Raw genomic sequence first — 20,838 nt, 5'->3', positions numbered from 1 at the left:
ACGGGGAGGTCGCCGACATGACATTCGCCTATGCGCTGAAGCGGCTGCTGCTGGCGCTGCCCACCTTGCTGCTGGTCTCGGTCGCGGTGTTCACCTTGATGCGGCTGGTGCCGGGCGACCCCGCGCAGCTGATGCTGGGCGACGCGGCCGATGCCCAGCAGCTTGCCGCGCTCAGGGACAGCATGGGCCTCAACCAGCCCTTGCCGATGCAGTTCCTGACCTGGCTCGGCCATGGCCTCAGCGGCGATCTCGGCCGTTCGATCTCCAACGGCGAGCCGGTGCTGCCCTTGATCCTCGACCGTTTCCAGGTCACCGCGCCGATCGTGCTGGCGGCGGTGGCGCTGGCCGGACTGCTGGCGGTGCCGCTCGGCATGATCGCGGCCTGGAAGCAGGACAAGGGGCTGGATCTCGCCGTGGTCGCGGGAGCGACCCTGCTGCTGTCGATCCCGAGCTTCTGGCTGGGCTTGCTGATGCTGCTGTTCTTCGGGCTGAAGCTCGGCTGGGTGCCGGTCGTCGGTTATGTCCCGTTCGGCGAGGATGCCTGGCAGGCGCTGCGCTATATCGCGCTGCCGATCGCGACCTTGACCCTGATCGAGGCCGGTGTGCTGACCCGCATGGCGCGCAGCGCCACGATCGACGTGCTGCGGCTGGAATATGTCGCCCATGCCCGCTCCAAGGGCCTGCGTGAATCGACCGTGCTGGGCAAACATGTCCTGCCCAATGCTTTCGCGCCGACACTGACACTGATGGGCATCGTGCTGGGCAATCTGCTCGGCGGCATCGCGGTGATCGAGACGGTGTTCACCTTGCCGGGCCTCGGTCGCCTGCTGGTCGACGGCATCTACGCCCGCGACTATCCGGTGGTGCAGGGGGCGATCCTGTTCATTGCCTGCATCTACGTGCTGGTGAACCTGCTCGTCGACCTGCTCTACCCCCTGTTCGATCCACGCGTGGCGGCGGAGTGAAGGCCATGATGCGGCTCAGGCTCAACGCGATCCTTGGCGGGCTGCTGCTCGCAGTCGTCCTGCTGATGGCCGGCCTGTCGGCGGTCTGGACGCCCTACAATCCGCTCGGCGTCAATCTGCGCGCCCGGCTCGCGGCGCCCTCGGCGCTGCACTGGCTCGGCACCGACGAGGTCGGCCGCGACGTCCTGAGCCGGCTGATGGCGGGCGCCGGCACCTCCTGCCTGGTCGCCGCCTTGACCGTGCTGGTCGCGGTCCTGCTCGGCAGCGTCATTGGCCTGATCGCCGGTTTTGCCCGCGGCTGGACCGACCGGGCCTTGATGCTGATCAACGATACGCTGCTGGCCTTCCCCGGCATCCTGCTGGCGCTCGGCCTGATGGCGGTCATCGGCGCCAGCAAATGGGGGATCGTCGCAGCCCTCGGCCTTGCCTATGCCCCGACGGTGGCGCGCATCGTGCGTGGCTCGGTCATGTCGATCCGTGAGCGGGAATTCATCGAGGCGTCGCGGGCGATCGGCAATTCCGAGTTCTACACCCTGTGGCGGCATGTCCTGCCGAGCACCGCCTCGCCGGTCATCGTGCTGGCCACCGGCATGTTCGGCTGGGCCATCCTGGCCGAGAGCGCGTTGAGCTTTCTCGGCCTCGGCGTGCCGCCGCCGGCGCCGACCTGGGGCAACATGCTGTCGGCGGCCCGGCCCTATATGGAATCGGCCACCTGGCTCAGCCTCTGTCCCGGTTTCTGCATCGCCGTGACGCTGCTCGGCATCAACCTGATGGGCGACGCGCTGCGCGACCGCCTCGACCCGCGCGGAGAGCAGCGATGAGCGCCGGAGCCTTGCTTTCGGTCCGGGGCCTCAGCGTCGGCGCCGGTCCGTTCGTTGCCGTCGACAAGGTCTCCTTCGACATTCAGCCGGGCGAGATCCTGGCGCTGGTCGGCGAGTCCGGCAGCGGCAAGACCGCCACCGGCCGCGCCATTCTCGGCCTGCTGCCGCCCGGACTGAAACGCACCGCCGGCAGCATCGCCATCCTAGGCGAAGACCTGACCACGGTAACGCCGGCGCGCCTGCGCGAATTGCGCGGCGGTTCGATCGGCATGGTGTTCCAGGAGCCGATGGTCTCGTTGAACCCGGCGCTCAGCATTGGCGCCCAGCTCGGCGAGGCGCTCGCCCTGCACAGCCCGATGAGCCCGGACGAGCAGCGCCGGGCCTGCCTCGCCATGCTCAGGCGGATCCAGATCCCCGACCCGGAAGGTTGCCTCAAGGCCTATCCGCACGAGTTTTCCGGCGGCATGCGGCAAAGGATCATGCTGGCCGCGGTCATGCTGCCGGCGCCAAAGCTCCTGATCGCCGACGAGCCGACCACCGCCCTCGACAATCTGGTCCAGGCCGAGATCCTCAACCTGATGGTCGAGCTCGCCCAGGATCGCGGCACCGCCATCCTGCTGGTCACCCACAATCTCGGCCTGGTGGCGCGTTATGCTGACCGCGCGCTGGTGATGCAGCGCGGCCGGGTGGTCGAGGAGGGCAGGGCCGGCGACCTCCTGCGCAAGCCTCAGCACCCCTATACCCGCGACCTGGTCGCGGCCATGCCGCGCCGGACGCCGCGGCCGGTGCGCGCGATCGCGCCCGAGCCGCTGCTGGAGGCGCGCGGCCTGACGGTCGACTATCCCGGCAGCCGGGGCCTGTTCCGGCACGGGCTTGCCAAGCGCGCGGTCGACGGCGTCGACCTGACGATTTCCCATGGCGAGACGGTGGCGCTGGTCGGCGGCAGCGGCTGCGGCAAGACCACGCTCGGCCGGGCCATGCTGAGGCTGATCACCGCCAGCGGCGGCCAGTTGATGTTCCGCGGCGGCGATGTCACCGCCGCCCGCGGCGCCCCGCTCAAGGACTTCCGGCTGGCCTGCCAGATCGTGTTCCAGGATCCCTATTCGTCGCTCGATCCGCGCATGCGCATTGGCGACATCGTGGCCGAGCCGCTGCGCCACGAACCCGGCCTCGATGCCCCGGCGAAGGCCGCGCGTGTCACCGAAACCTTCGAGGCCGTCGGCTTGCCGGGCATGGCCGACCGTTTCCCGCACCAGCTCTCCGGCGGCCAGCGCCAGCGCGTCGCCATTGCCCGCGCCATCGTCCGGCGGCCGGCCCTCGTGGTCGCCGACGAGCCGGTGAGCGCGCTCGACATGACCGTGCAGAAGCAGATCCTCGACCTGATCCGCCGGCTGCAGGAGGAGCGCGGCTTTGCCTGCCTGTTCATCTCGCACGATCTCGGCGCGGTCGCCGAGGTCGCCGACCGGGTGGTGGTGATGCAGGCGGGCCGGATCGTCGAGCAGGGCTCGCGCGACGAGGTGTTCGACAATCCGCGCCACCCCTATACCCGGGCGTTGCTCGACGCGACGCCGCGCATCGATACCGAGGTGGTGCTGGCGGAGGCGGCGCGGGCCTGACATCCGGGGCCGTATGTGGGACGATGATCACGTGGTGGGCGGTCTTGCCGGCGCGAAGCGATTCAGCGCCTCGCGCGTACATCTCCACGGAGCGAGATCGACATGACCAGTGATGCTGGACCAATCCTGGTGACCGGAACGGCGGGGTTCATCGGGTTTCATACGGCGGTCAAATTGCTCGACCGCGGCCTTGAGGTCATTGGTGTCGACAACGTCAATGATTATTACGACCCGAACCTGAAAGAAGCGCGGCTGGCGCGGCTCGGCGAACGCCAGGGTCACCAGTTTCATCGTATCGACATTGCCGATGGCGCGGCGCTGAACGCCGTGTTCACCCAGTCCAGGCCGCGGCGCGTCATTCATCTGGCCGCCCAGGCGGGCGTGCGCTATTCGCTGGTCAACCCGCATGCTTACGTCCAGGCCAACCTGGTCGGTTTCGCCAATATTCTGGAATGCTGCCGCCATCACGGCGTTGAACACCTTGTCTATGCCTCGACCAGTTCGGTCTACGGCGCCAATACCAACATGCCGTTTTCGGTGCGCCAGAACGCCGATCATCCGCTGACGCTCTATGCGGCCTCGAAGCGGGCCAATGAACTGATGGCGCACAGCTATAGCCACCTGTTCGGCCTGCCAACGACCGGCTTGCGGTTCTTCACGGTCTACGGGCCCTGGGGGCGGCCCGACATGATGATGTATATCTTCACCAAGGCCATTCTCGACGGGCGAGAAATCGAGCTCTTCAATCACGGCGAGATGCTGCGCGACTTCACCTATGTCGATGATATCGTCGAAGGTGTCGTCAGGTCCTGCGATGTCGTCGCCACGCCTGATCCACAATGGCGTTCCGATGTTCCGACGCCGGGCACCAGCAAGGCGCCCTATCGGCTCTACAATATTGGAAACAACAAGGCCGAGCCTCTCATGCGGGTGGTCGAATTGCTCGAGCAGAGGCTGGGCCGCAAGGCCAAGACGATCATGAAGCCGATGCAGATGGGAGATGTGCCGGCAACCTGCGCCGATGTCGACGACTTGACCCGGCAAACGGGGTTTCAGCCGGCGACGCCGCTCGAGGTCGGGGTCGCCCGGTTCGTCGACTGGTATCGTTCCTACCACCAAGTGGCCTGATCACCGGTCTCGGCGGACAAGCTCCCGCCAGCGCGAGGCGAACGATTTCATGTGCGGCATTGCTGGATTTTTCGATCTCGGAAGCCGTGACGAGCGACCGGATGGCGCGGTTTGTCTCGCGCGCCAGATCCATACGGTCAGCTATCGCGGCCCGGACGCGAAGGCGGTCTGGAACGGCCCGGGTGTCGGCTTGGCGCATGCGCGCCTCGCGATCATCGATCTCAGCTCCGATGCAAACCAGCCAATGGCTTCTCCGGACGGCCAGATCACGGTGGCGTTCAACGGCGAGATCTACAACTTCCTCGAGCTGCGCTCGGAGCTGGAGGCAAAGGGGTGGCTGTTTCGAACCCGCTCGGATACCGAGGTCCTGGTCGCCGGCTATCAGGTTTGGGGTGTCGAGGTCGTCCACAGGCTGCGCGGCATGTTTGCCATCGCGCTGTATGATCGACGGCGGGATCAGCTGGTTCTCTACCGGGATCGTGTGGGCAAGAAACCGCTGGTCTACGCGATCGTCAACGGTCTCCTGGTCTTCGGCAGCGAAATCAAGACCATTCTTGCCTGGCCCGGCGCCAGGCGTGAAGCGGATCTGGCGGCCATCGACGCCTATCTGACCTACCAATATGTCCCGTCGCCCATGACGGCCTTCACGGGGATCGCGAAGCTCGCGCCGGGGCATTTGATCGTGGTTGGCCGCGGTCAGGAGGTGGTCCAGCGCCGCTACTTCGATTGGCCCCGGCCCGAATCCGCGCAGGCGCGGCCCGAAGCCGAGCTCCAGGACGAATTGGTCGATCGATTGCGCGAGGCAACGCGGTTGCGGATGATATCGGACGTGCCGATCGGGGCGTTCCTGTCCGGTGGTGTCGATAGTTCGGCCGTGGTCGCCATGATGGCGATGCAGTCGTCCAGGCCCATCAAGACGTTCACGATCGGTTTCAACGAGGCGAAATATGACGAGCGTGCCTATGCGCGCATGGTCGCCGAACGCTATGGAACCGATCATGAGGAGTTCGTGGTCGAGCCCCATGCCATGGATGTGCTCGACGACCTGGTTTATTATTACAACGAGCCCTTCGCGGATTCCTCAGCCATCCCAACATTCTACGTCGCTCAAGCGGCGCGCCGGCAGGTGACGGTGGTGCTCAATGGCGACGGAGGCGACGAGGCATTTCTCGGTTATGCGCGCTACAAGCTGTGCCGTCAGCTGCAGGCGATCGACGACAGGATGCCCTTGTGGATGGCGCGCGGCCTGTACGGCCTGGCGCGCATTTCCCCGCGCGGCCTTGATGGCCTGAAAATCATTCGCCATGCGCGCCAGGTTCTGTCGAACAGGTTTCAGCGTCCGTCGCATCGGTATGAGACCTTCATCGCCTACTTCACGCATCAATCGAAGCAGTCGCTCTATTCAGGCGCCATGCGGGCGCATCTGGCGGCGTCCCGCGTCGACAGCCTCGACGAATATTTCGACGCCGCGCCAACCCTGAGCTGGGGCGCGCAATGGGCGGATCTTCATACCTATTTGCCCGATGATCTCTTGGTGAAGGTCGACATAGCGAGCATGGCCAGTTCGCTGGAGTCGCGCTCGCCGTTTCTCGACCATGACTTCCTGGCCTGGGCCTGTACCATCCCCGAGCAGCAGCGTTTCGCCGGCGGCGAACCGAAATCGCTCTTGAAGGGGGCGATGGAGCCCTATTTGCCGCGAGAGGTCCTGTACCGGCCGAAGATGGGTTTCGGCGTGCCTATCGATGCCTGGCTGCGCACCGAGATGCGCGATTTTGCCTATGACATGTTGACCGGAGGCCGGGCGTCCGCGCGGGGTCTTTTCGACATGGCGCAGGTGCGCCGCCTGTTGGACCGTCACAATGCCGGAGAGAACTGGGCGACCCGCATTTGGGCTTTGCTGATGCTGGAGCTCTGGTACCGTGTATGGATCGACCCGGTCGAGGCATTGTCCCACCCGACCGCACAGCGCCTCGGCGGTTCGAGAGGCCCGGTCGAGCAGGCGGCATTCGCGGTGTAGAAGGCCCTGATGGGATCCTCCAGCTCACGTGTATCTTGCTTCCAGCCGGGTGGTCGCCCGGGCGGTCGGCGCATGACGATGGTGTTGAAGGGGCAGGCGTCCGAATGTTGAACATCAAACATCTCGTCGAGCAGGGCCTGGCTGCCTCCGGCGCCCATCGCCTTGGCCTGGCCGTACCGTTCAGCCTGCCGCCGCTGCTCGTGTCCGAAGTGCTTCGCTTCGATCGCTTGAGCGCCGTGATCGTCGACAGCCAACCGGTCGGCGACGAGGATCGTCCGACGGTTGCCGGCTGGTGGAAGGACATCAACCACTCACGCCTGGAAATCAGGCGGCGCCTTCCAGACGAAATGTTGTTCCTCGGGCTTCTTGATGAACTCGCCTTGCCGGTGCTTTGGAAACTGCGCTCGTGGGGCGTCAAGAGCATCTGGGCGATACGACCAAACGGAACATTCCTGCGCACGTCCACCCTCGAAGCCCTGGGCAAGCGCATCAGGCCGGCGATCCAACGCAGGATCGCAACGGCCGGCCTGTTGTCCGGCGTATCGTCGCCAGTCAACTTCACGCGGGCCTTCGAGGACCTTTACGAGCGGCTGTCGTTCCTGCGCATGCCACCAGACAGCTTTCGGCCAGGCCACGCGGCCTTGACCTCCGGCACGCTGGGGCCTGGTGGCGCCGAGCGTCAGCTCGCCTATACCGGCGCGGCCCTGGCGCGCCAGGGCGACTGGCGCGTGAGCGTGTTGTGCCAAAATCTGACCCCGCCACTGAACGATTTTTTCAAACCGAGCCTGGAGGCGGCCCATGTCGGCGTCCACCAGATCGCGTTTCATGGTCCAGCCTACGCAGATCCCGCCATTCAGGAGCAGCTGGACTATTTCACCCAGCGCTACAGCCATATCGGCTTCCAGCAACTGGCCCATACGGTGATCGCTCATGCGCTCGCGCTGCGCGACCTGAGGCCGCAGCTGTTTCACACCTGGATGGATGCCGCCAACATCGCCGGCGGCGTCGCGGCACAAATCGTCGGCGTGCCGCGCCTGATCATGAGCGGCCGGTCGGTCGCGCCGGATAATTTCCTGCTCTACCAGCCCTACATGCGGCCCGGATATCTGAGAATTCTCGAGCGGGGCAATGCCGTCATCATCAACAACAGCACCGCGGGGGCCCGAGACTACGCGCGTTGGCTTGCGATCGACCTGTCGCGCATCGCAGTGATCCGGAATGGTTTCGAATTCCCGCCGGTGCCGACCGGCGAGCAGCGGCAGGCGGCGCGCGCGAGGCTGGGGGTCTCCAACGAGACCGTCGTGCTCGGCGGCGTTCAACGGTTCTCCGAGGAAAAGCGGCCGGATCTCTGGATCGCCGCCGCGATGGAGGCGGTCGCCGCCGATCGGCGCATCGTGGCGGTCTGTTACGGCGACGGCCCGATGCGCGAGGCGATGATCGCGACCGTCGCCAGGGCCGGCCTGGCCGAGCGCGTGCGTTTGCCGGGCGTCACCAGGGACGCCTGGGAGAGCATGCGCGGCTTTGACATTTTCATGCTCACGTCCCGCCTGGAGGGGCTGCCCAATGTGCTGATCGAAGCGCAGAGCGTGGGGCTTCCGGTCGTCACGCCGCCGGTCGGCGGCGCTCCGGAAACGCTGGTCGACGGAACGACCGGGATCCTCACGCAGCGTCAGACCGCCAAGGCCCTGGCGGCCGCGGTCCTGGACCTGGCCGGTGACGCGCCGCGCCGGCGGCAAATGGGCGAGCATGGGGCGGTGCACGCACGCGGCACCTTCGATGTGGCGAGCATGGCCGCGGCCACGCTCGCCGTTTATGGCGCGCGCTCGCCGCAATCTTCGCCGGCGCAGATCACGACAAGTGCGGAAGGCTGATAATGGCCGACACGGGCATGCGGTTCGGCTTTGGAGACAACTGGAACAGATTTGTTCGCCAGAAGCACAGCCAGCAGCGTCTTGATGCCGCCGCCGCGCGGCTGACAGGCTTCCTCAAGCGCGATGACCTGAAAGGCCTCGACTTTCTCGACATCGGATCCGGCTCAGGGCTGCACTCGCTCGCCGCTCTGAAACTTGGTGCCGAAAAGCTGCATAGTTTCGACTATGACGCCAATTCCGTAGCGGCGACACGATTTCTCCGGGACCGGGCGGGCAAGCCGGACCATTGGTCGGTCGAGCAGGGAGACGTGCTGGACGACAGCTACGTTGCCTCGCTCGGCACCTGGAAGCTGGTCTATTCATGGGGTGTCCTGCACCATACCGGCGAGGTTTGGCGGGCGCTCCGCAACGCCCAGTCCTGTGTGGCCGAAGGCGGACTCTTCTACATTGCCCTCTATTCGAAGGATGTCGATTTCCAGCCGAGCCAAGCGTTCTGGCTGGAAATAAAGCAAGAGTACAACCGGGTTACGTCGCTGACCAAATGGCTGATGGTCTGGTGGTATGTCTGGCGCTTTGGCATGTCGATGAACATCAGAAACCTGCCGGCCGTGCTCAAGCAGATCTGGACCTACCGGACCCAGCGCGGGATGAATTATTTCACGGATGTTCGGGACTGGCTCGGCGGCTGGCCAATGGAATATGCCGGCGACCAGGAGACGGTCGACCTCCTGGAAGGCGAGTACGGCTTCGAGCTGATCAACGTGGCGACCGGTCATGCCTGCTCGGAATTTCTTTTCAGGCGCACTGGCGTCAACGGCAAGAAGACGAAGGTGAAGGATATGGTTGCCAGACTGACCGGGCCGGCCGGCTCCCCGGCCGCCGTCAACGTGGCATGACCGGGTCAGGCGCTCGCGCTTCATGCCGGCGGCGATCGCCGTCCGGAGGCAAGCTGGCGGGCAGGGCTTTTCAGGCGACAGGAACCGCTGCGTGCGCATTGCCGTCCTGATCGACAGTCTGGCGATAGGCGGGGCCGAGGCGCAGATGGCTTTGGTTCTGCCGGTGCTTCGGGCGCGCGGTCATGACGTCGCCTGCATAACCATCGCCCCGCGCGAGGCCCTGTGCGCGACACTGGAGGCTGCGGGGATCCCGGTCAGAACGGCCGCGGACGGCGAGCGAATGGGGCGCGGGGCCGTGGCTGCGGTTATCCGAAACCTGCGGGCGGTTGGCCGCGCCGCCGCGGTGGTTCGCGCCCGGCGCAGCGAAATCCTGCTGACCGTCTTGCCCCATGCCTGCATCGTCGGCGCTATGGCGGCGCGACTGACGGGGACCCTTCACATTGTCGCCCGTCGCAGCCAGAACGCCTATCAGCACGAGCGCGGTGCCGTGTTCGGCATGCTGGACCGCTGGGGAACGCGCACCGCGCGGCTGGTGCTGGCCAATAGCGAACCGGTCAGGACCGACCTGTTGGCCGAGGGAGTCGAGCCAGCGCGGATCGTTCGTGTCGTGAACGCGGTGGTGCCGAAGCCGCCGCCGGATCTCCGGGCACGGGAGGCGACGCGCGCCGCTCTCGGGCTGGGAGGCGACGAACTGGTGCTCGTCACGGTCGCCAATCTCTTCGCCTATAAGGGCCATGCCGACATCATCGCGGCCCTGGGCCTGCTCAATCGAACGGGGGCGATGGCAGGCTCTTGGCGGCTCCTGGTGGTTGGTCGCGACGTCGATGACAAGGGCCGCGCGGTGCCGGCTGAAGGCATCGGGCGACGCGCCGTCCTGGAACGCCTGGCTTCGGATGCCGGCATCGCGGCTCATGTGCAGTTCCTCGGCGAGCGCGCCGATGTGTCCGGCCTCCTCGAAGCCGCCGATATCGGCATCCACGCTTCGCTTACGGAGAGCTTCTCCAATGCGCTTCTGGAGATGGCGGCGGCAGGCCTGCCGATCGTGGCAACCTGGGTCGGGGGAGCCAACGAATTGCTCGGACAAGGAGAGGCTGGTCTGCTGGTGCCGCCGGCCGATCCAGTCGCACTCGCCGAGGCCCTTGCCGTCCTGATCCGCGACGCTTCGCTGGGCCGGCGCCTTGCCGGTGCCGCGCGTCAACGCGCCCAGGCCAGCTACGGGGTGGCATCGGCTTGCGACAGCCTGGAAGCGGCCTTGTCGAAGGCGCTGTCGGGTTAGCCCGTCAAGCCCGCCACAGTTCGACATGCGGCGGCTTGGTCGCGCGGTCGAGGACAGCCTTGACGTCCAGGACAAGGTTGGCGCCTGGCTTCAACAGCTTGGCGATACCGCCCCAGGCGGCCTTGACATAGTCGGCATGGGCAACCGCGAGGATGACAGCATCGGCCGGTTCCAGCTCGGCATAGGGCGTCAAGGCGACATCATATTCGCGCATGCAGTCTGCCGGGTCGGCCAAGGGATCGGCGACCTGCACCGCGACGCCAAAGCTGTTCAGCTCCCTGATGACGTCGATGACCTTCGAATTCCGGATGTCCGGAACGTTCTCCTTGTAACCGAGGCCCAGCACCGTGACGGATCGTCCGCCGCCATTGCGGAGCAGCCGCTTGATGCATTCGCGCGCAATCCAGGCCCCCATCTGGTCATTGATGCGACGCCCCGCCAGGATGACCTGCGGATGATAGCCGGCACGTTCAGCGCGATGGGTCAGGTAATAGGGATCAACTCCAATGCAATGTCCGCCGACCAATCCCGGTGTGAAATGGAGAAAGTTCCACTTCGTTCCGGCCGTCGCAAGAACATCGGCCGTATCCACGTCCAGCAAGCTGAAAATGATCGCCAGCTCGTTCATCAGGGCGATGTTGAGGTCGCGTTGGGTATTCTCGATGACCTTGGCGGCTTCGGCGACCTTGATAGAGGGCGCTCTGTAGACGCCGGCGGCGACAATCGAGCCGTAGACCTCGGCGATAATCTCCAGCGTGGCGTCGTCCTGACCGGCGACCACTTTGGCGATCGTCTCCAGGCGGCGTTCGCGATCACCGGGATTGATCCGCTCGGGGCTGTAGCCCACGGTAAAATCCAGGCCGCAGGTGAGGCCCGACTCGCGTTCCAGCAGGGGAATGCAGTCCTCTTCGGTGGCGCCTGGGTAAAAGGTCGACTCGTAGACGACGATGTCGCCTTTCTTGAGAGCCTTGGCGACCGCGCGGGATGCTGCCAGGACCAGTCGCATGTCGGGGCGGTTGGCGTCGTCGATCGGCGTGGGCACGGTGACAATGAAGAAATCCGCGGCGTCGAGCGCCGACGGATCAGTCGTGAACATGATCTTGGCCTGCGCCAGGTCGTCCGCGTTTGTCTCGAGGGTGCGATCGAAGCCGGCTTTGAGTTCTGCGACGCGCGACGGGGCTATTTCAAAGCCGACGACGGGCTGTCCCGTCCGGCCGAACGCGACCGCCACGGGCAAGCCGACATATCCAAGGCCAACGACGGCGATGCGGCGACCGTGCGACATGTCCAAGCTTGAAAAAGTACTCGCATTCCCCAGGGACACCGAGCGATCTCCGTTGCCGTCGTGCATGTCAACCCATTGCTGCGCATCGGCCGATTACGTAAGAGAGTGGCAGATGCCGACGCCTATGCCGGAATACTCGCCCACCGTCTTGCACGTCATTACCGGGCTTGCAAATGCAGGTGCCGAGAATTTCCTGTTGCGGCTCATCAAGGCCACGTCGTCGCTGCTTGGACGCCAACCGGTCGTCCGGCTGAGGACGGTCGATGATCTCGACGCGGCTTACGGCGCGGCAGGCGTTGACGTGATCGCCCTGGGCCTGGACCGCCTCGCCGAGGCCCCGGCGGCCATCACGCGGCTGGCCCATATCATTGAGGAATGCCGCCCGAGGATGGTCTTCGGCTGGATGTATCATGGCTCGTTGGCTGCGAGCCTTGCAGCGCGCCAGGTGGCTTCGGTCTCGCGTCCGCAGGTCACCTGGAACATTCGGCACGGGCTGCAGGTCGGCGCGGCGCAATCCTTGACCCGCAGGCTGGCGATCCGCGCGCTTCCGTTCATGGCCGGTCCGCCGGATGTCCTGACTTTCAATTCGGCCCGGGCCGCCGAGGCGCATGGCCGGCTGGGATACCGTGCCCGGGTGACCCAGGTCATCCCCAACGGGGTTGATGTTCACAACTTCAAGCCGGATGCGGCTGCGGCGAGCCGCTTGAGCGCTCTGTTTCGCGAGCGAGCACCATATTTTGCCGGCCAAGGACCGATCATCGGCCATGTTGCACGCGTGGATCCGCTGAAGGACCATGCCACGGCCATAAAGGTCTTCCGTCACATCGCCGAGGCGCGTCCGGACGCCCGTTTCATGTTCATTGGCGCAGGCACGGATCGGGCCGAATTCTGTCAACGGCTTTTGCTTGCGGGCATTCGCGAGCGGACCGCCGTGCTGGGCGAGCGGCGAGATATTCAGGCGCTGATGCCCGGGCTTGATCTCCTACTTCTGACCTCGCGGAGCGAAGCTTTTCCCAATGTGCTCGCCGAGGCCATGTCATGCGGGGTCGCATGTGTCAGCACGGATGCCGGCGAGGCCGAAGCGATTCTCGGAGACGTTGGCATGTTGGCGAAGCTGGGCGATGCGCGAAACCTTGGCGCGCATGTCCTCGCACTCTTGGCCGAGCCGTCCGACCAGGCCGCCGCTCGCCGCGAGGCGGCGCGTTGCCGTGCGGTCCGGCTACTGTCGTTTGATCATGCCGTCGACAGGTTCGTCCAGATCGTCATCGGGGCAGGCGTCCGTCCAGCCTGAACTGTCCGGCCAGCGTGGCGCCGTGGCTATTTGGCGCGATGTTTTGGCGCGCGCCGTCCCGGCGGCGCGTGATCAATGTCCGATCCATCCGGCGCCGACGTGCCGCTGCCGGGCATCTGAAACGTGAGTGCCGCGGCGCCCGCCAGGTGCTGGCGCATCAGTTCGGCTGCCTTTTGGCGGTCGCCGGCGACAAGCGCATCGAGAATGGCGAGATGCTCGCGCACCGACACCTCGACGCGTTCGGCCCCGCGCTGCCAGGCATAGTTCGACAGAAGCCGCAGGCGGTTCTGCTGGGCGATGACCGGTGCGAAGAAGCGGTTGCCCGAGGCTTCGGCCAGGCCGGCATGGAAGGCCGCATTGGTTTCGAAGAAAGCGACCGCGTCATCGGCGGTCCAGGGGCGATCGAGGAAACGGGCGTGGTCGGCGCGCATCCGGGCTTCGAAGCCGGGCGGCAAGGCGAAGGTTGGTTCGAGCAGGGCTGCCGGTTCCAGCAACATGCGGAAACGATAGGACGCGGCACGATCCTCGGCCGAAGCGAAGCCTTGCGTGAAGCTCCAGCCATGGCCGCGATTGCGCGTCACGACGCCGGCCTCGGCCAATTGCCTGAGCGCATGGGCAACCGTGGTGCGGCCGGCGCTGAAATGCTGGGCCAGATGCCGCTCGGATACCTCGTCGGGCAAGGTGCCGTCGCGACGCGCCCTGGAAATGCCGACCAGCAGGCGGGCGATGCTGGTTTCGTCGCCTGACGAGGCCAGGCGCGACGCATCGCGGTCGAGATCGACAATGCGCACCGAGCGCCCTTCGATCGCGACGATGCCCATCTCTTCGAGCAGCGCCACCGCACCATTGACCGGCGTGCGCGAGACGCCCAGCGCCTCGGCGAGCGCCACCCGGCTCAGCCGGTCGCCGGCTGCCGCGCCGCGGCCGCGCAACAGATCGAGAATGCCGCGTGCCAGGTCCCGCTGCAACGGACTGACCGAGGATGTCGTCTTCGTCATGGCCGTCATTTTGCCATCGGAATGCATTTTGCGATACCAAAAATCTAAAACAATGCCAGGCAGCGCGCCGCGCGGGCGGCGTCAAGCGAACCCGGGCCTTGCCGCCTGCGCCGGGACGATAGCTGTTCCAAGGGGGCATTGGCAGGCCCGCAGACGAACGGCTCGATGGTTTGGCGCCGACGATCGTCGCCAAAGCACCCGCGTGGCCGTTTGACGTTTGGACCGGCGGCAGAGTTGATGCAGGTCGGCGACGTCGTCGTGGCTCGGACGCTCGCGGATGCCGATGGAATGACCAGGATGTATCGACCCGGTGGTGACGTGACCTGTCAGGACATGCTGGAAATCCCAGGCGGCGATGTCGGCCTGAGGGACGACAGGACAAAGCGCCAATGGAATGTCGCGATCCAGCCGTTCATGCTGGCCAGATATCCCGTGACACAGGCGTTCTATCGTGCCGTCACGGCGCAATCGCCTGCGGTTTTCAAGGGCGACCACTATCCGGTCGAGAACGTGTCGTGGTTTGACGCGATCCGCTTCTGCAACCGGCTGTCCGGGGAGGCCGGGCTCCGGGAAAGCTACCGGATCGGCAGTGATGGCGAAGACGTCAGCTTGCGTCCCGATGGCGACGGCTATCGGCTGCCATCCGAAGCGGAGTGGGAATATGCCTGCCGCGCCGGGACCGGCAAGGTCCGATATGGCGAGCTCGACGACATTGCCTGGTACCGGGGCAATTCAGGCAACCAGGTTCAGGCCGTCGGACAGAAGCAGCCCAATGCCTGGGGATTGCACGACATGCTGGGCAATGTCTGGGAATGGTGCTGGGACCAGTACGACCCGGCGGTCTATGGGCCATACCGGGTTTTTCGGGGTGGTGGCTGGGCCGACGCGGAGCGAGGGTGCCTGGCGACAAATCGCCGCCGAAGCCATCCGACCTTTCGGATCGACGATCTGGGGTTTCGCATCGCAAGGTCGGCCTGACGCGCTGTCAGCCACGTGATGTCATTGGCGTAGAGGCTGAGAGGCTCACGCGGACAGCGCGCTGCCCGCAAGAGTTTGGTGAAACCACGCCGCGATGCGTTTGGGCATGGTTTCCCTCACCGTGCGATGTCGATTTTCCACCAGTTCGGGCATGAGTCTTCAAACGCGTGAAACACCGGACGGAACTCCGATATGTCCTTTGCATCGAAACTGCCGGTGACCAGCGCGACGGTCGGATGATCGTCAATGGCCCCCAGTGTGCTGCCGCAACGCGGGCAAAAAGAGCGGCTGGAGCCGTTTGACGATCGATAGAGCGTCGGCATTCCGCCTTCGCCAATCCATTCGACGGCCTCCTTCGGAAACTCCACCCAGCACAGCGTCGGTGCGCCCGAATGACTTTGGCAGAGCGTGCAGGAGCAGGTGTGGGGATTGCCTGGCACGCCCGTCGCCCTGAACCGGATGGCCCCGCAAAGGCACCCACCGAGATAGTGTTTGGTTTCCACCCGAGGCCCTTTCGGTTTGTGTCACACATGTCGTCACAATACGGCCAGCGAAGTCGCCACGCAGTCTGGCGGAGCCGCGGCGATACCCTTTTGCCTCATCGTCTGGCCGGACGCAGCCGGTGCAGCCAGCGGCGGATCGGGTTTTGCGGGATCAGCTTGTCCATGGCGAAGTCGTTGTCGTCCCACTGGCTGTAGGAGCGCAGCTCCCGCGGCAGGCTGTCGATCACCGTGGCCGGGCCCTCGACATCCCAACTGATGACGCAGCAATAGCAACCCTTGTCGACGAAGGCGGTGAGCGACGGCTTGTTCTCCGCCAGCCAGGCTTCCGCCGTGGCGACGAGATCTTCGTCCCTGATATCGATGATGACGGTCGCACGTTTCGTCACGGCTCCACCCTTTCGGGTCATCAGCGGCATGTCGGGTTTTGCCGGGACACCATTGGCGCGAACGGGCCGGCTGGCGGTCCGTTCGCCGTGATCGGCGCAGGGTGCCCGGTCAGCGGCCGCGCCGGGCCGCTAGGTCGGCCATCAGATTGCGCAGACCATAGGTCCAGGGCGGGCACTCGGTGGAGAGCCGGACCCGGTTGGTCAGGCTGCCGAGTTCGGCGCTGGCGATGGTCACGACGTCGTCGAGCTTGTGGGTGAAGCCCTTGCCCGGCGCCTCGCGATCCTGGATCGGCGCGAACAGCGTGCCACAATAGAGCACCAGCCCGTCCGGGTACTGGTGGTGCGGGCCGATCGCCTGGCGCGCCAGGTCCTCGACATCCCTTGATATCGCCGCCATGTCGCTGGCGCCCTGCATGACGAAGCCGTCCTCGCCCGACACGGTGAGCGACACCTTCATGGCGCGGACCTGGTCGACGCCGAAGGTCGCATCGAACAGGCGCACGAAGGGACCGAGCGAAGCCGAGGCATTGTTGTCCTTGGCCTTGCCGAGCAGCAGGGCCGAGCGGCCTTCGACATCCCTCAGGTTGACGTCGTTGCCGAGCGTCGCACCGACGATCCGGCCGGCCGAGGAAATGACCAGCACGACCTCCGGTTCGGGATTGTTCCAGGTCGAGATCGGGTGCAGGCCGACATCGGCGCCGGTGCCGACCGAGGACAGGACCGGCGCCTTGGTGAAGATCTCGGCGTCCGGCCCGATGCCGACCTCGAGATATTGCGACCAGAGCCCGCGCTGGATCAGGTGGGCCTTGAGCGCCTCGGCCGCCGGCGAGCCGGGCTTCAGGCCTTTCAGTTCGCCGCCGATGATCTCGCCGATCTCGGTGCGGATGGCGCTGGCCCGTTCCGGCACGCCCTTGGCCTGTTCCTCGATCACCCGTTCGACCATGGAGAGGGCGAAGGTGACGCCGGCGGCCTTCACCGCCTGGACGTCGATCGGCGAGAGCAGGACCGGTTTGCCCGCGCCCTGCGCCTCGGATGCGGTATTGGCCAGGATCTCGGCGAGCTCGCCGAAGCGCTCGCCGGCAACCGCCTTGAGCGCCGCCGCCGGATCGGGTTGGTCGAACAGGTCGGCGGTGGTCGGGAAGTGCGCGGTGACATCGAACAGGCCGCCGTCGCGGATCGCCACCACGGAGGCGCCGAGGCCCGGGCGATGGACGCGGCCGACGAGCGTTCCGGCCGTGCCGTCCTTCGGCAAGGTCGAGGCTGGGTCAAGCGCCGGGCGGGCCATCAGATGCACCGGCCGCCGTCGACTTCCAGCACCACGCCGGTGAGGAAATTCCCCGGGTCGGCGGCCAGGAACAGCGCGGCATCGGCAATGTCCTTCGGGGTCGACAGCCGGCCCATGGGGATCGAGGCAATGAACTTCGCCCGCATTTCCGGGGTGTCCTCGCCCATGAAAGTGCCGAGCAGCGGCGTGTCGCCGGCGACCGGCGCCAGCGCGCAGACGCGGATCTTGTCCGGGGCGAGTTCCACCGCCATCGATTTCGACATCAGGTTCACCGCGCCCTTCGAGGCGTTGTACCAGGTCAGGCCGGGGCGCGGCCTGAGGCCCGCGGTCGAGCCGACATTGATGATGCAGCCGCCGCCATTGCCGCGCATCAGGGGCACGACGGCATGGGCGAAGTGGAAGATCGACTTCACATTGACGTCGAAGACGCGGTCGAAGGTCGCCTCGTCGACATCCAGCATCGGCTGGTTGCGATGCGACGTGCCGGCATTGTTGATGAGGATGTCGACCTTGCCGAAGCGGGCGACCACCTTGGCCACCGCGCGCTGCACGTCCTTGGCCTTGGACACGTCGCATTTCACGCCCATGGCCTTGCGGCCGATGCCCTTGGCAACCTCCTTCGCGCCGTCCTCGTTGAGGTCGAACACCGCCACCTTGCAACCCTCGCGCGCGAAGGTCTCCGCGATGCCCTTGCCGAAGCCCTGAGCGCCGCCGGTGACGATGGCGACCTTATCCTTGAGACGCATGGTCCCCACTCCCTTGAAAGCAATGATGCGTGTTGTCGGTCCGACCGATGGTGATCACCCCCTGATGATCGCGATCAGCCGGGCCGATGGTGGCCAGCCGGGCTGATGGTGATCAGCCGGGCCGATTGTGATCAGCCGGGCCGATGGTGATCAGCCGTGATTGATGACGACGGTTTTCGAGGCCGAGAATTCGTAGAGCGCCTCGAACCCCTTCTCGCGGCCATGGCCTGATTTCTTGACCCCGCCGAACGGCAGCTCGATGCCGCCGCCGGCGCCGTAGCCGTTGACGAAGACCTGGCCGCAGCGCATGGCGCGGGCGACCCGCATGGAGCGCTTGGCCTCGCGGCTCCAGACACCGGCAACCAGGCCGAAATCGGTGCCGTTGGCGAGCCGGATCGCATCGGCCTCGTCGTCGAAGGGGATGGCCGAGAGCACCGGTCCGAAAACCTCGTCGCAAGCCAGCCGGTTGGAGCGCGGCACCGGGCCGAACAGGGTCGGCGCGACGTAGTAGCCGCCGGCCGGCACGTCGCCGGCGACCGATCCTTCGGCCAGCACCGGGATGCCGTCGGCGCGGGCGCGCTCGACAAAGCCCTCGACGCGCCGCTTCTGGCCGGCATTGATCATCGGGCCACAGTCGAAATCCATGTCCCAACTGCCGACGCGCACGGTCTTGAAGCGCTCCGCGACCCGGCCGACCAACTCGTCATAGGCCTTGCGCTCGATCAGCATGCGCGAACCCGCCGAACAGGTCTGGCCACCGTTCTGGACGATGGCATTGACCAGCACCGGCACGGCCGCGTCGAAATCGGCATCGGCGAACAGCACCTGCGGGCTCTTGCCGCCGAGTTCGAGGGTGCAGCCGATATGGTTCTTGGCGGCCGCCGTCTGGATCAGCGTGCCGACCTCGGGCGAACCGGTGAACGAAATGAAGTCGATGCCGCGGTGGTTGGACAGCGCCGCGCCGGCCTCTTCGCCGAGCCCGGTCAGGAGGTTGATGACGCCAGGCGGGAAGCCGACCTCCAGCGCCAGCTCGCAGATGCGGATGAGCGACAGGCAGGCGTCCTCGGCGGGCTTGACCACGCAGGTATTGCCGCAGGCGAGCGAGGCCGCGACCGAGCGGCCGAAGATCTGGGCCGGATAGTTCCAGGGCACGATATGGCCGGTGACGCCATGGGGGTCACGCACCACGGCGACGGTATAGCCGTTGAGGAAGGGGATGGTCTCGCCGTGAACCTTGTCGGCGGCGGTGCCGTAGAATTCGAAATAGCGGGCGGTGGCGGTGATGTCGGCCTTGCCCTGCTTGAACGGCTTGCCGGTGTCCATGCTCTCGAGGATCGACAGCTCCTCGTGATGGGCGAGGATGGCTTCGCCGAGCCTGACCAGCAGGCGGCCGCGCTCGGTGGCCGTCATCCGGCCCCAGGGGCCGTCCTCGAAGGCGCGGCGGGCGGCGGCCACGGCACGGTCGACATCGCCGGCGCTGGAGCGCGGCATGATGGCGATGACCTTGCCGTCGGACGGACCGACAGCGTCGATGGTGCGGCCGTCGGCGGCCTCGCTCGACGCACCGTCGACAATGTTGAAGACCTTACGGATCTTGGCGGCGGGTTCGCGGTTCCCGGCGGCAGGTTCGGCGATGGTCATGGCGATCTCCTTGGAAGGCGGCCGGGCTCCGGCGGGGTTGGACGGAACCTAGCCGCGCGCGGATATCACTGAAAGGGGCCTGCGCATGGGTGCCGCATGCACAAGTGCGGCATCTGGAAGCGGCCGGAGGATCGGCCGCCGTCCGGACCGCCTCAGCCGCGCGCGGCGATCTGGGCGGCCGCCAGGATCGCGCCGACGCCGAGGCCGATACCGATCAGGAACACCACGAAGGCGCCGAGGCCGCTGAAGCGCACACCTTCGCGTGCCGGTGCCGCCATCGGCACCTCGGACCGGGCCGCGGCTGTTTCGGACCTGGCGGGCGGCGCTTCGGGCCGGACCGGGGCCGACGCCTCGGCAGGTGCCGCGAAGGACTGCGCCGCGAACGACTGGGCCGGGAGCGCATCGGCTCTCGCCTGGACCGCTTGTCCGGTTTCGGCAGGGCTCGCCAGCACGGCCGGCAGCCCGGCACGCGGCAGACCTGTCGGCTGTGGTTCCGCCAGCTGAACGGCCGCCGCGTCGGTGCTCGCCCGCGGTGCGCCGAGCATGCGCTCGCGCTCGATCAGGCGCTGGGCGACATAAGCCGTGACACTGTCGGCAATGGTATCGGCATTATCGCTTTCGAGGATGATCGAGCGGCCGAGACGGCTGTCCTGCAGGAAGCGGAACTGGCGCTTGTCGCGGGCCATCTCGACAAAAGAAATCATGTCGATCCACAGGCGTGGCGGATCGCCGGGGACCAGCCCGGTGTCGAACAGATCAATATGAGCGGGCACCTGGGCGAAGACCGGCGTCAGCTTGTCGCGCAGGATTTCCAGCCGGGCGAGCTCGGCGTCGCGCAGGGCGACGATCACGCCGGTGCGTTCGGCTTCCTGGATGCGCATGCGGCGCATGGCGTCCTTCAGCGATCGTTCGTAGAGCGCGCCGGCGGCAGCGCCTGCCTGCTTCTCGTCCATGACCCGTCCTCGGCAACCGCAGACCCGCGGGGGACCGGACCCCGCGTCCCCGAAAGACATTTAATCACGGACGGCCGTCTTCCCAAGCGCCGCGTCGCAGCCGTCCACCGCTGCGCCGCCGCCGCCGGCGGCGCGAACGGGGCCAATGTGACGTGACGGCCACAGTTCCACAGAAAGCCGGA

General features: G+C 66.2%; 18 protein-coding genes. 10 read left to right on the top strand and 8 right to left on the bottom strand.

All coding sequences use genetic code 11. The annotated features are described in order from the left end of the window. Window positions 1–17: 17 nt before the first annotated feature. From E8M01_RS04000 to E8M01_RS03965, 8 genes are all read left to right on the top strand, one after another. Complete coding sequence (locus E8M01_RS04000; protein ID WP_136958931.1) at window positions 18–965, top strand: ABC transporter permease; 948 nt, start codon at window positions 18–20, stop codon at window positions 963–965. Window positions 966–970: 5 nt separating this feature from the next. Continuing rightward, on the top strand, window positions 971–1,786 hold the full coding sequence (locus E8M01_RS03995) for an ABC transporter permease (protein WP_215908855.1): 816 nt from the start codon (window positions 971–973) through the stop codon (window positions 1,784–1,786). Further along, window positions 1,783–3,402, top strand: a complete 1,620-nt coding sequence (locus E8M01_RS03990) for an ABC transporter ATP-binding protein (RefSeq protein WP_136958930.1) — start codon at window positions 1,783–1,785, stop codon at window positions 3,400–3,402. The genes E8M01_RS03995 and E8M01_RS03990 overlap by 4 nt, the downstream gene beginning before the upstream one ends. 102 nt (window positions 3,403–3,504) lie before the next feature. Next, the gene (locus E8M01_RS03985) at window positions 3,505–4,530 is read left to right on the top strand and encodes an NAD-dependent epimerase (protein WP_136958929.1); all 1,026 of its coding nucleotides are present in this window, start codon (window positions 3,505–3,507) and stop codon (window positions 4,528–4,530) included. 49 nt (window positions 4,531–4,579) lie between these two features. Continuing rightward, complete coding sequence (gene asnB, locus E8M01_RS03980) at window positions 4,580–6,547, top strand: asparagine synthase (glutamine-hydrolyzing) (RefSeq protein WP_136958928.1); 1,968 nt, start codon at window positions 4,580–4,582, stop codon at window positions 6,545–6,547. Beyond that, window positions 6,454–8,418 carry a glycosyltransferase gene (locus E8M01_RS03975; protein WP_136958927.1) on the top strand — a complete coding sequence of 655 codons (1,965 nt, stop codon included), beginning with the start codon at window positions 6,454–6,456 and terminating at the stop codon, window positions 8,416–8,418. The genes asnB and E8M01_RS03975 overlap by 94 nt, the downstream gene beginning before the upstream one ends. Window positions 8,419–8,420: 2 nt before the next feature. After that, window positions 8,421–9,314 (top strand): class I SAM-dependent methyltransferase, encoded by an 894-nt coding sequence (locus E8M01_RS03970; protein ID WP_136958926.1) that lies wholly within the window; start codon window positions 8,421–8,423, stop codon window positions 9,312–9,314. A 91-nt stretch (window positions 9,315–9,405) separates the two neighbouring features. Continuing rightward, complete coding sequence (locus E8M01_RS03965) at window positions 9,406–10,590, top strand: glycosyltransferase (protein ID WP_170181770.1); 1,185 nt, start codon at window positions 9,406–9,408, stop codon at window positions 10,588–10,590. A 4-nt stretch (window positions 10,591–10,594) separates the two neighbouring features. Here the strand turns inward: E8M01_RS03965 and E8M01_RS03960 are convergent, their stop codons facing one another. After that, complete coding sequence (locus tag E8M01_RS03960; protein ID WP_136958924.1) at window positions 10,595–11,875, bottom strand: nucleotide sugar dehydrogenase; 1,281 nt, start codon at window positions 11,873–11,875, stop codon at window positions 10,595–10,597. A 112-nt stretch (window positions 11,876–11,987) separates the two neighbouring features. On the opposite strand from E8M01_RS03960, the gene E8M01_RS03955 reads away from it, so the two are divergent. Next, the gene (locus E8M01_RS03955) at window positions 11,988–13,166 is read left to right on the top strand and encodes a glycosyltransferase (RefSeq protein ID WP_170181769.1); all 1,179 of its coding nucleotides are present in this window, start codon (window positions 11,988–11,990) and stop codon (window positions 13,164–13,166) included. Window positions 13,167–13,192: 26 nt separating this feature from the next. On the opposite strand, the gene E8M01_RS03950 is transcribed toward E8M01_RS03955, so the two are convergent. Beyond that, window positions 13,193–14,164 carry a GntR family transcriptional regulator gene (locus E8M01_RS03950; RefSeq protein ID WP_246088589.1) on the bottom strand — a complete coding sequence of 324 codons (972 nt, stop codon included), beginning with the start codon at window positions 14,162–14,164 and terminating at the stop codon, window positions 13,193–13,195. Between the two features lie 237 nt (window positions 14,165–14,401). Here E8M01_RS03950 and E8M01_RS03945 point away from each other — a divergent pair, with 237 nt between their 5' ends. Beyond that, window positions 14,402–15,142 (top strand): formylglycine-generating enzyme family protein, encoded by a 741-nt coding sequence (locus E8M01_RS03945; protein ID WP_246088588.1) that lies wholly within the window; start codon window positions 14,402–14,404, stop codon window positions 15,140–15,142. Window positions 15,143–15,258: 116 nt separating this feature from the next. Here the strand turns inward: E8M01_RS03945 and E8M01_RS03940 are convergent, their stop codons facing one another. From E8M01_RS03940 to E8M01_RS03915, 6 genes are all read right to left on the bottom strand, one after another. After that, entirely contained in the window at window positions 15,259–15,582 is a 324-nt protein-coding gene (locus E8M01_RS03940) for a GFA family protein (RefSeq protein WP_484266837.1), read from the bottom strand. 158 nt (window positions 15,583–15,740) lie between these two features. Next, a complete protein-coding gene (locus E8M01_RS03935) occupies window positions 15,741–16,031 on the bottom strand; it encodes a hypothetical protein (protein WP_136958920.1) in 291 nt (96 codons plus the stop codon). 109 nt (window positions 16,032–16,140) lie between these two features. Beyond that, the gene (locus E8M01_RS03930) at window positions 16,141–17,316 is read right to left on the bottom strand and encodes a fumarylacetoacetate hydrolase family protein (protein WP_136958919.1); all 1,176 of its coding nucleotides are present in this window, start codon (window positions 17,314–17,316) and stop codon (window positions 16,141–16,143) included. After that, entirely contained in the window at window positions 17,316–18,062 is a 747-nt protein-coding gene (locus E8M01_RS03925) for an SDR family oxidoreductase (protein ID WP_136958918.1), read from the bottom strand. Before E8M01_RS03925 ends, E8M01_RS03930 begins: the two co-directional genes overlap by 1 nt. Window positions 18,063–18,212: 150 nt before the next feature. Next, window positions 18,213–19,703, bottom strand: coding sequence for an aldehyde dehydrogenase family protein (locus E8M01_RS03920; RefSeq protein ID WP_136958917.1), 1,491 nt, complete (start codon window positions 19,701–19,703; stop codon window positions 18,213–18,215). Between the two features lie 152 nt (window positions 19,704–19,855). Next, complete coding sequence (locus tag E8M01_RS03915; protein WP_136958916.1) at window positions 19,856–20,656, bottom strand: hypothetical protein; 801 nt, start codon at window positions 20,654–20,656, stop codon at window positions 19,856–19,858. Window positions 20,657–20,838: the final 182 nt, after the last annotated feature.

Source organism: Phreatobacter stygius (assembly GCF_005144885.1).
Classification (GTDB): domain Bacteria; phylum Pseudomonadota; class Alphaproteobacteria; order Rhizobiales; family Phreatobacteraceae; genus Phreatobacter; species Phreatobacter stygius.
This window is presented reverse-complemented; position numbering and strand designations above follow the sequence as displayed.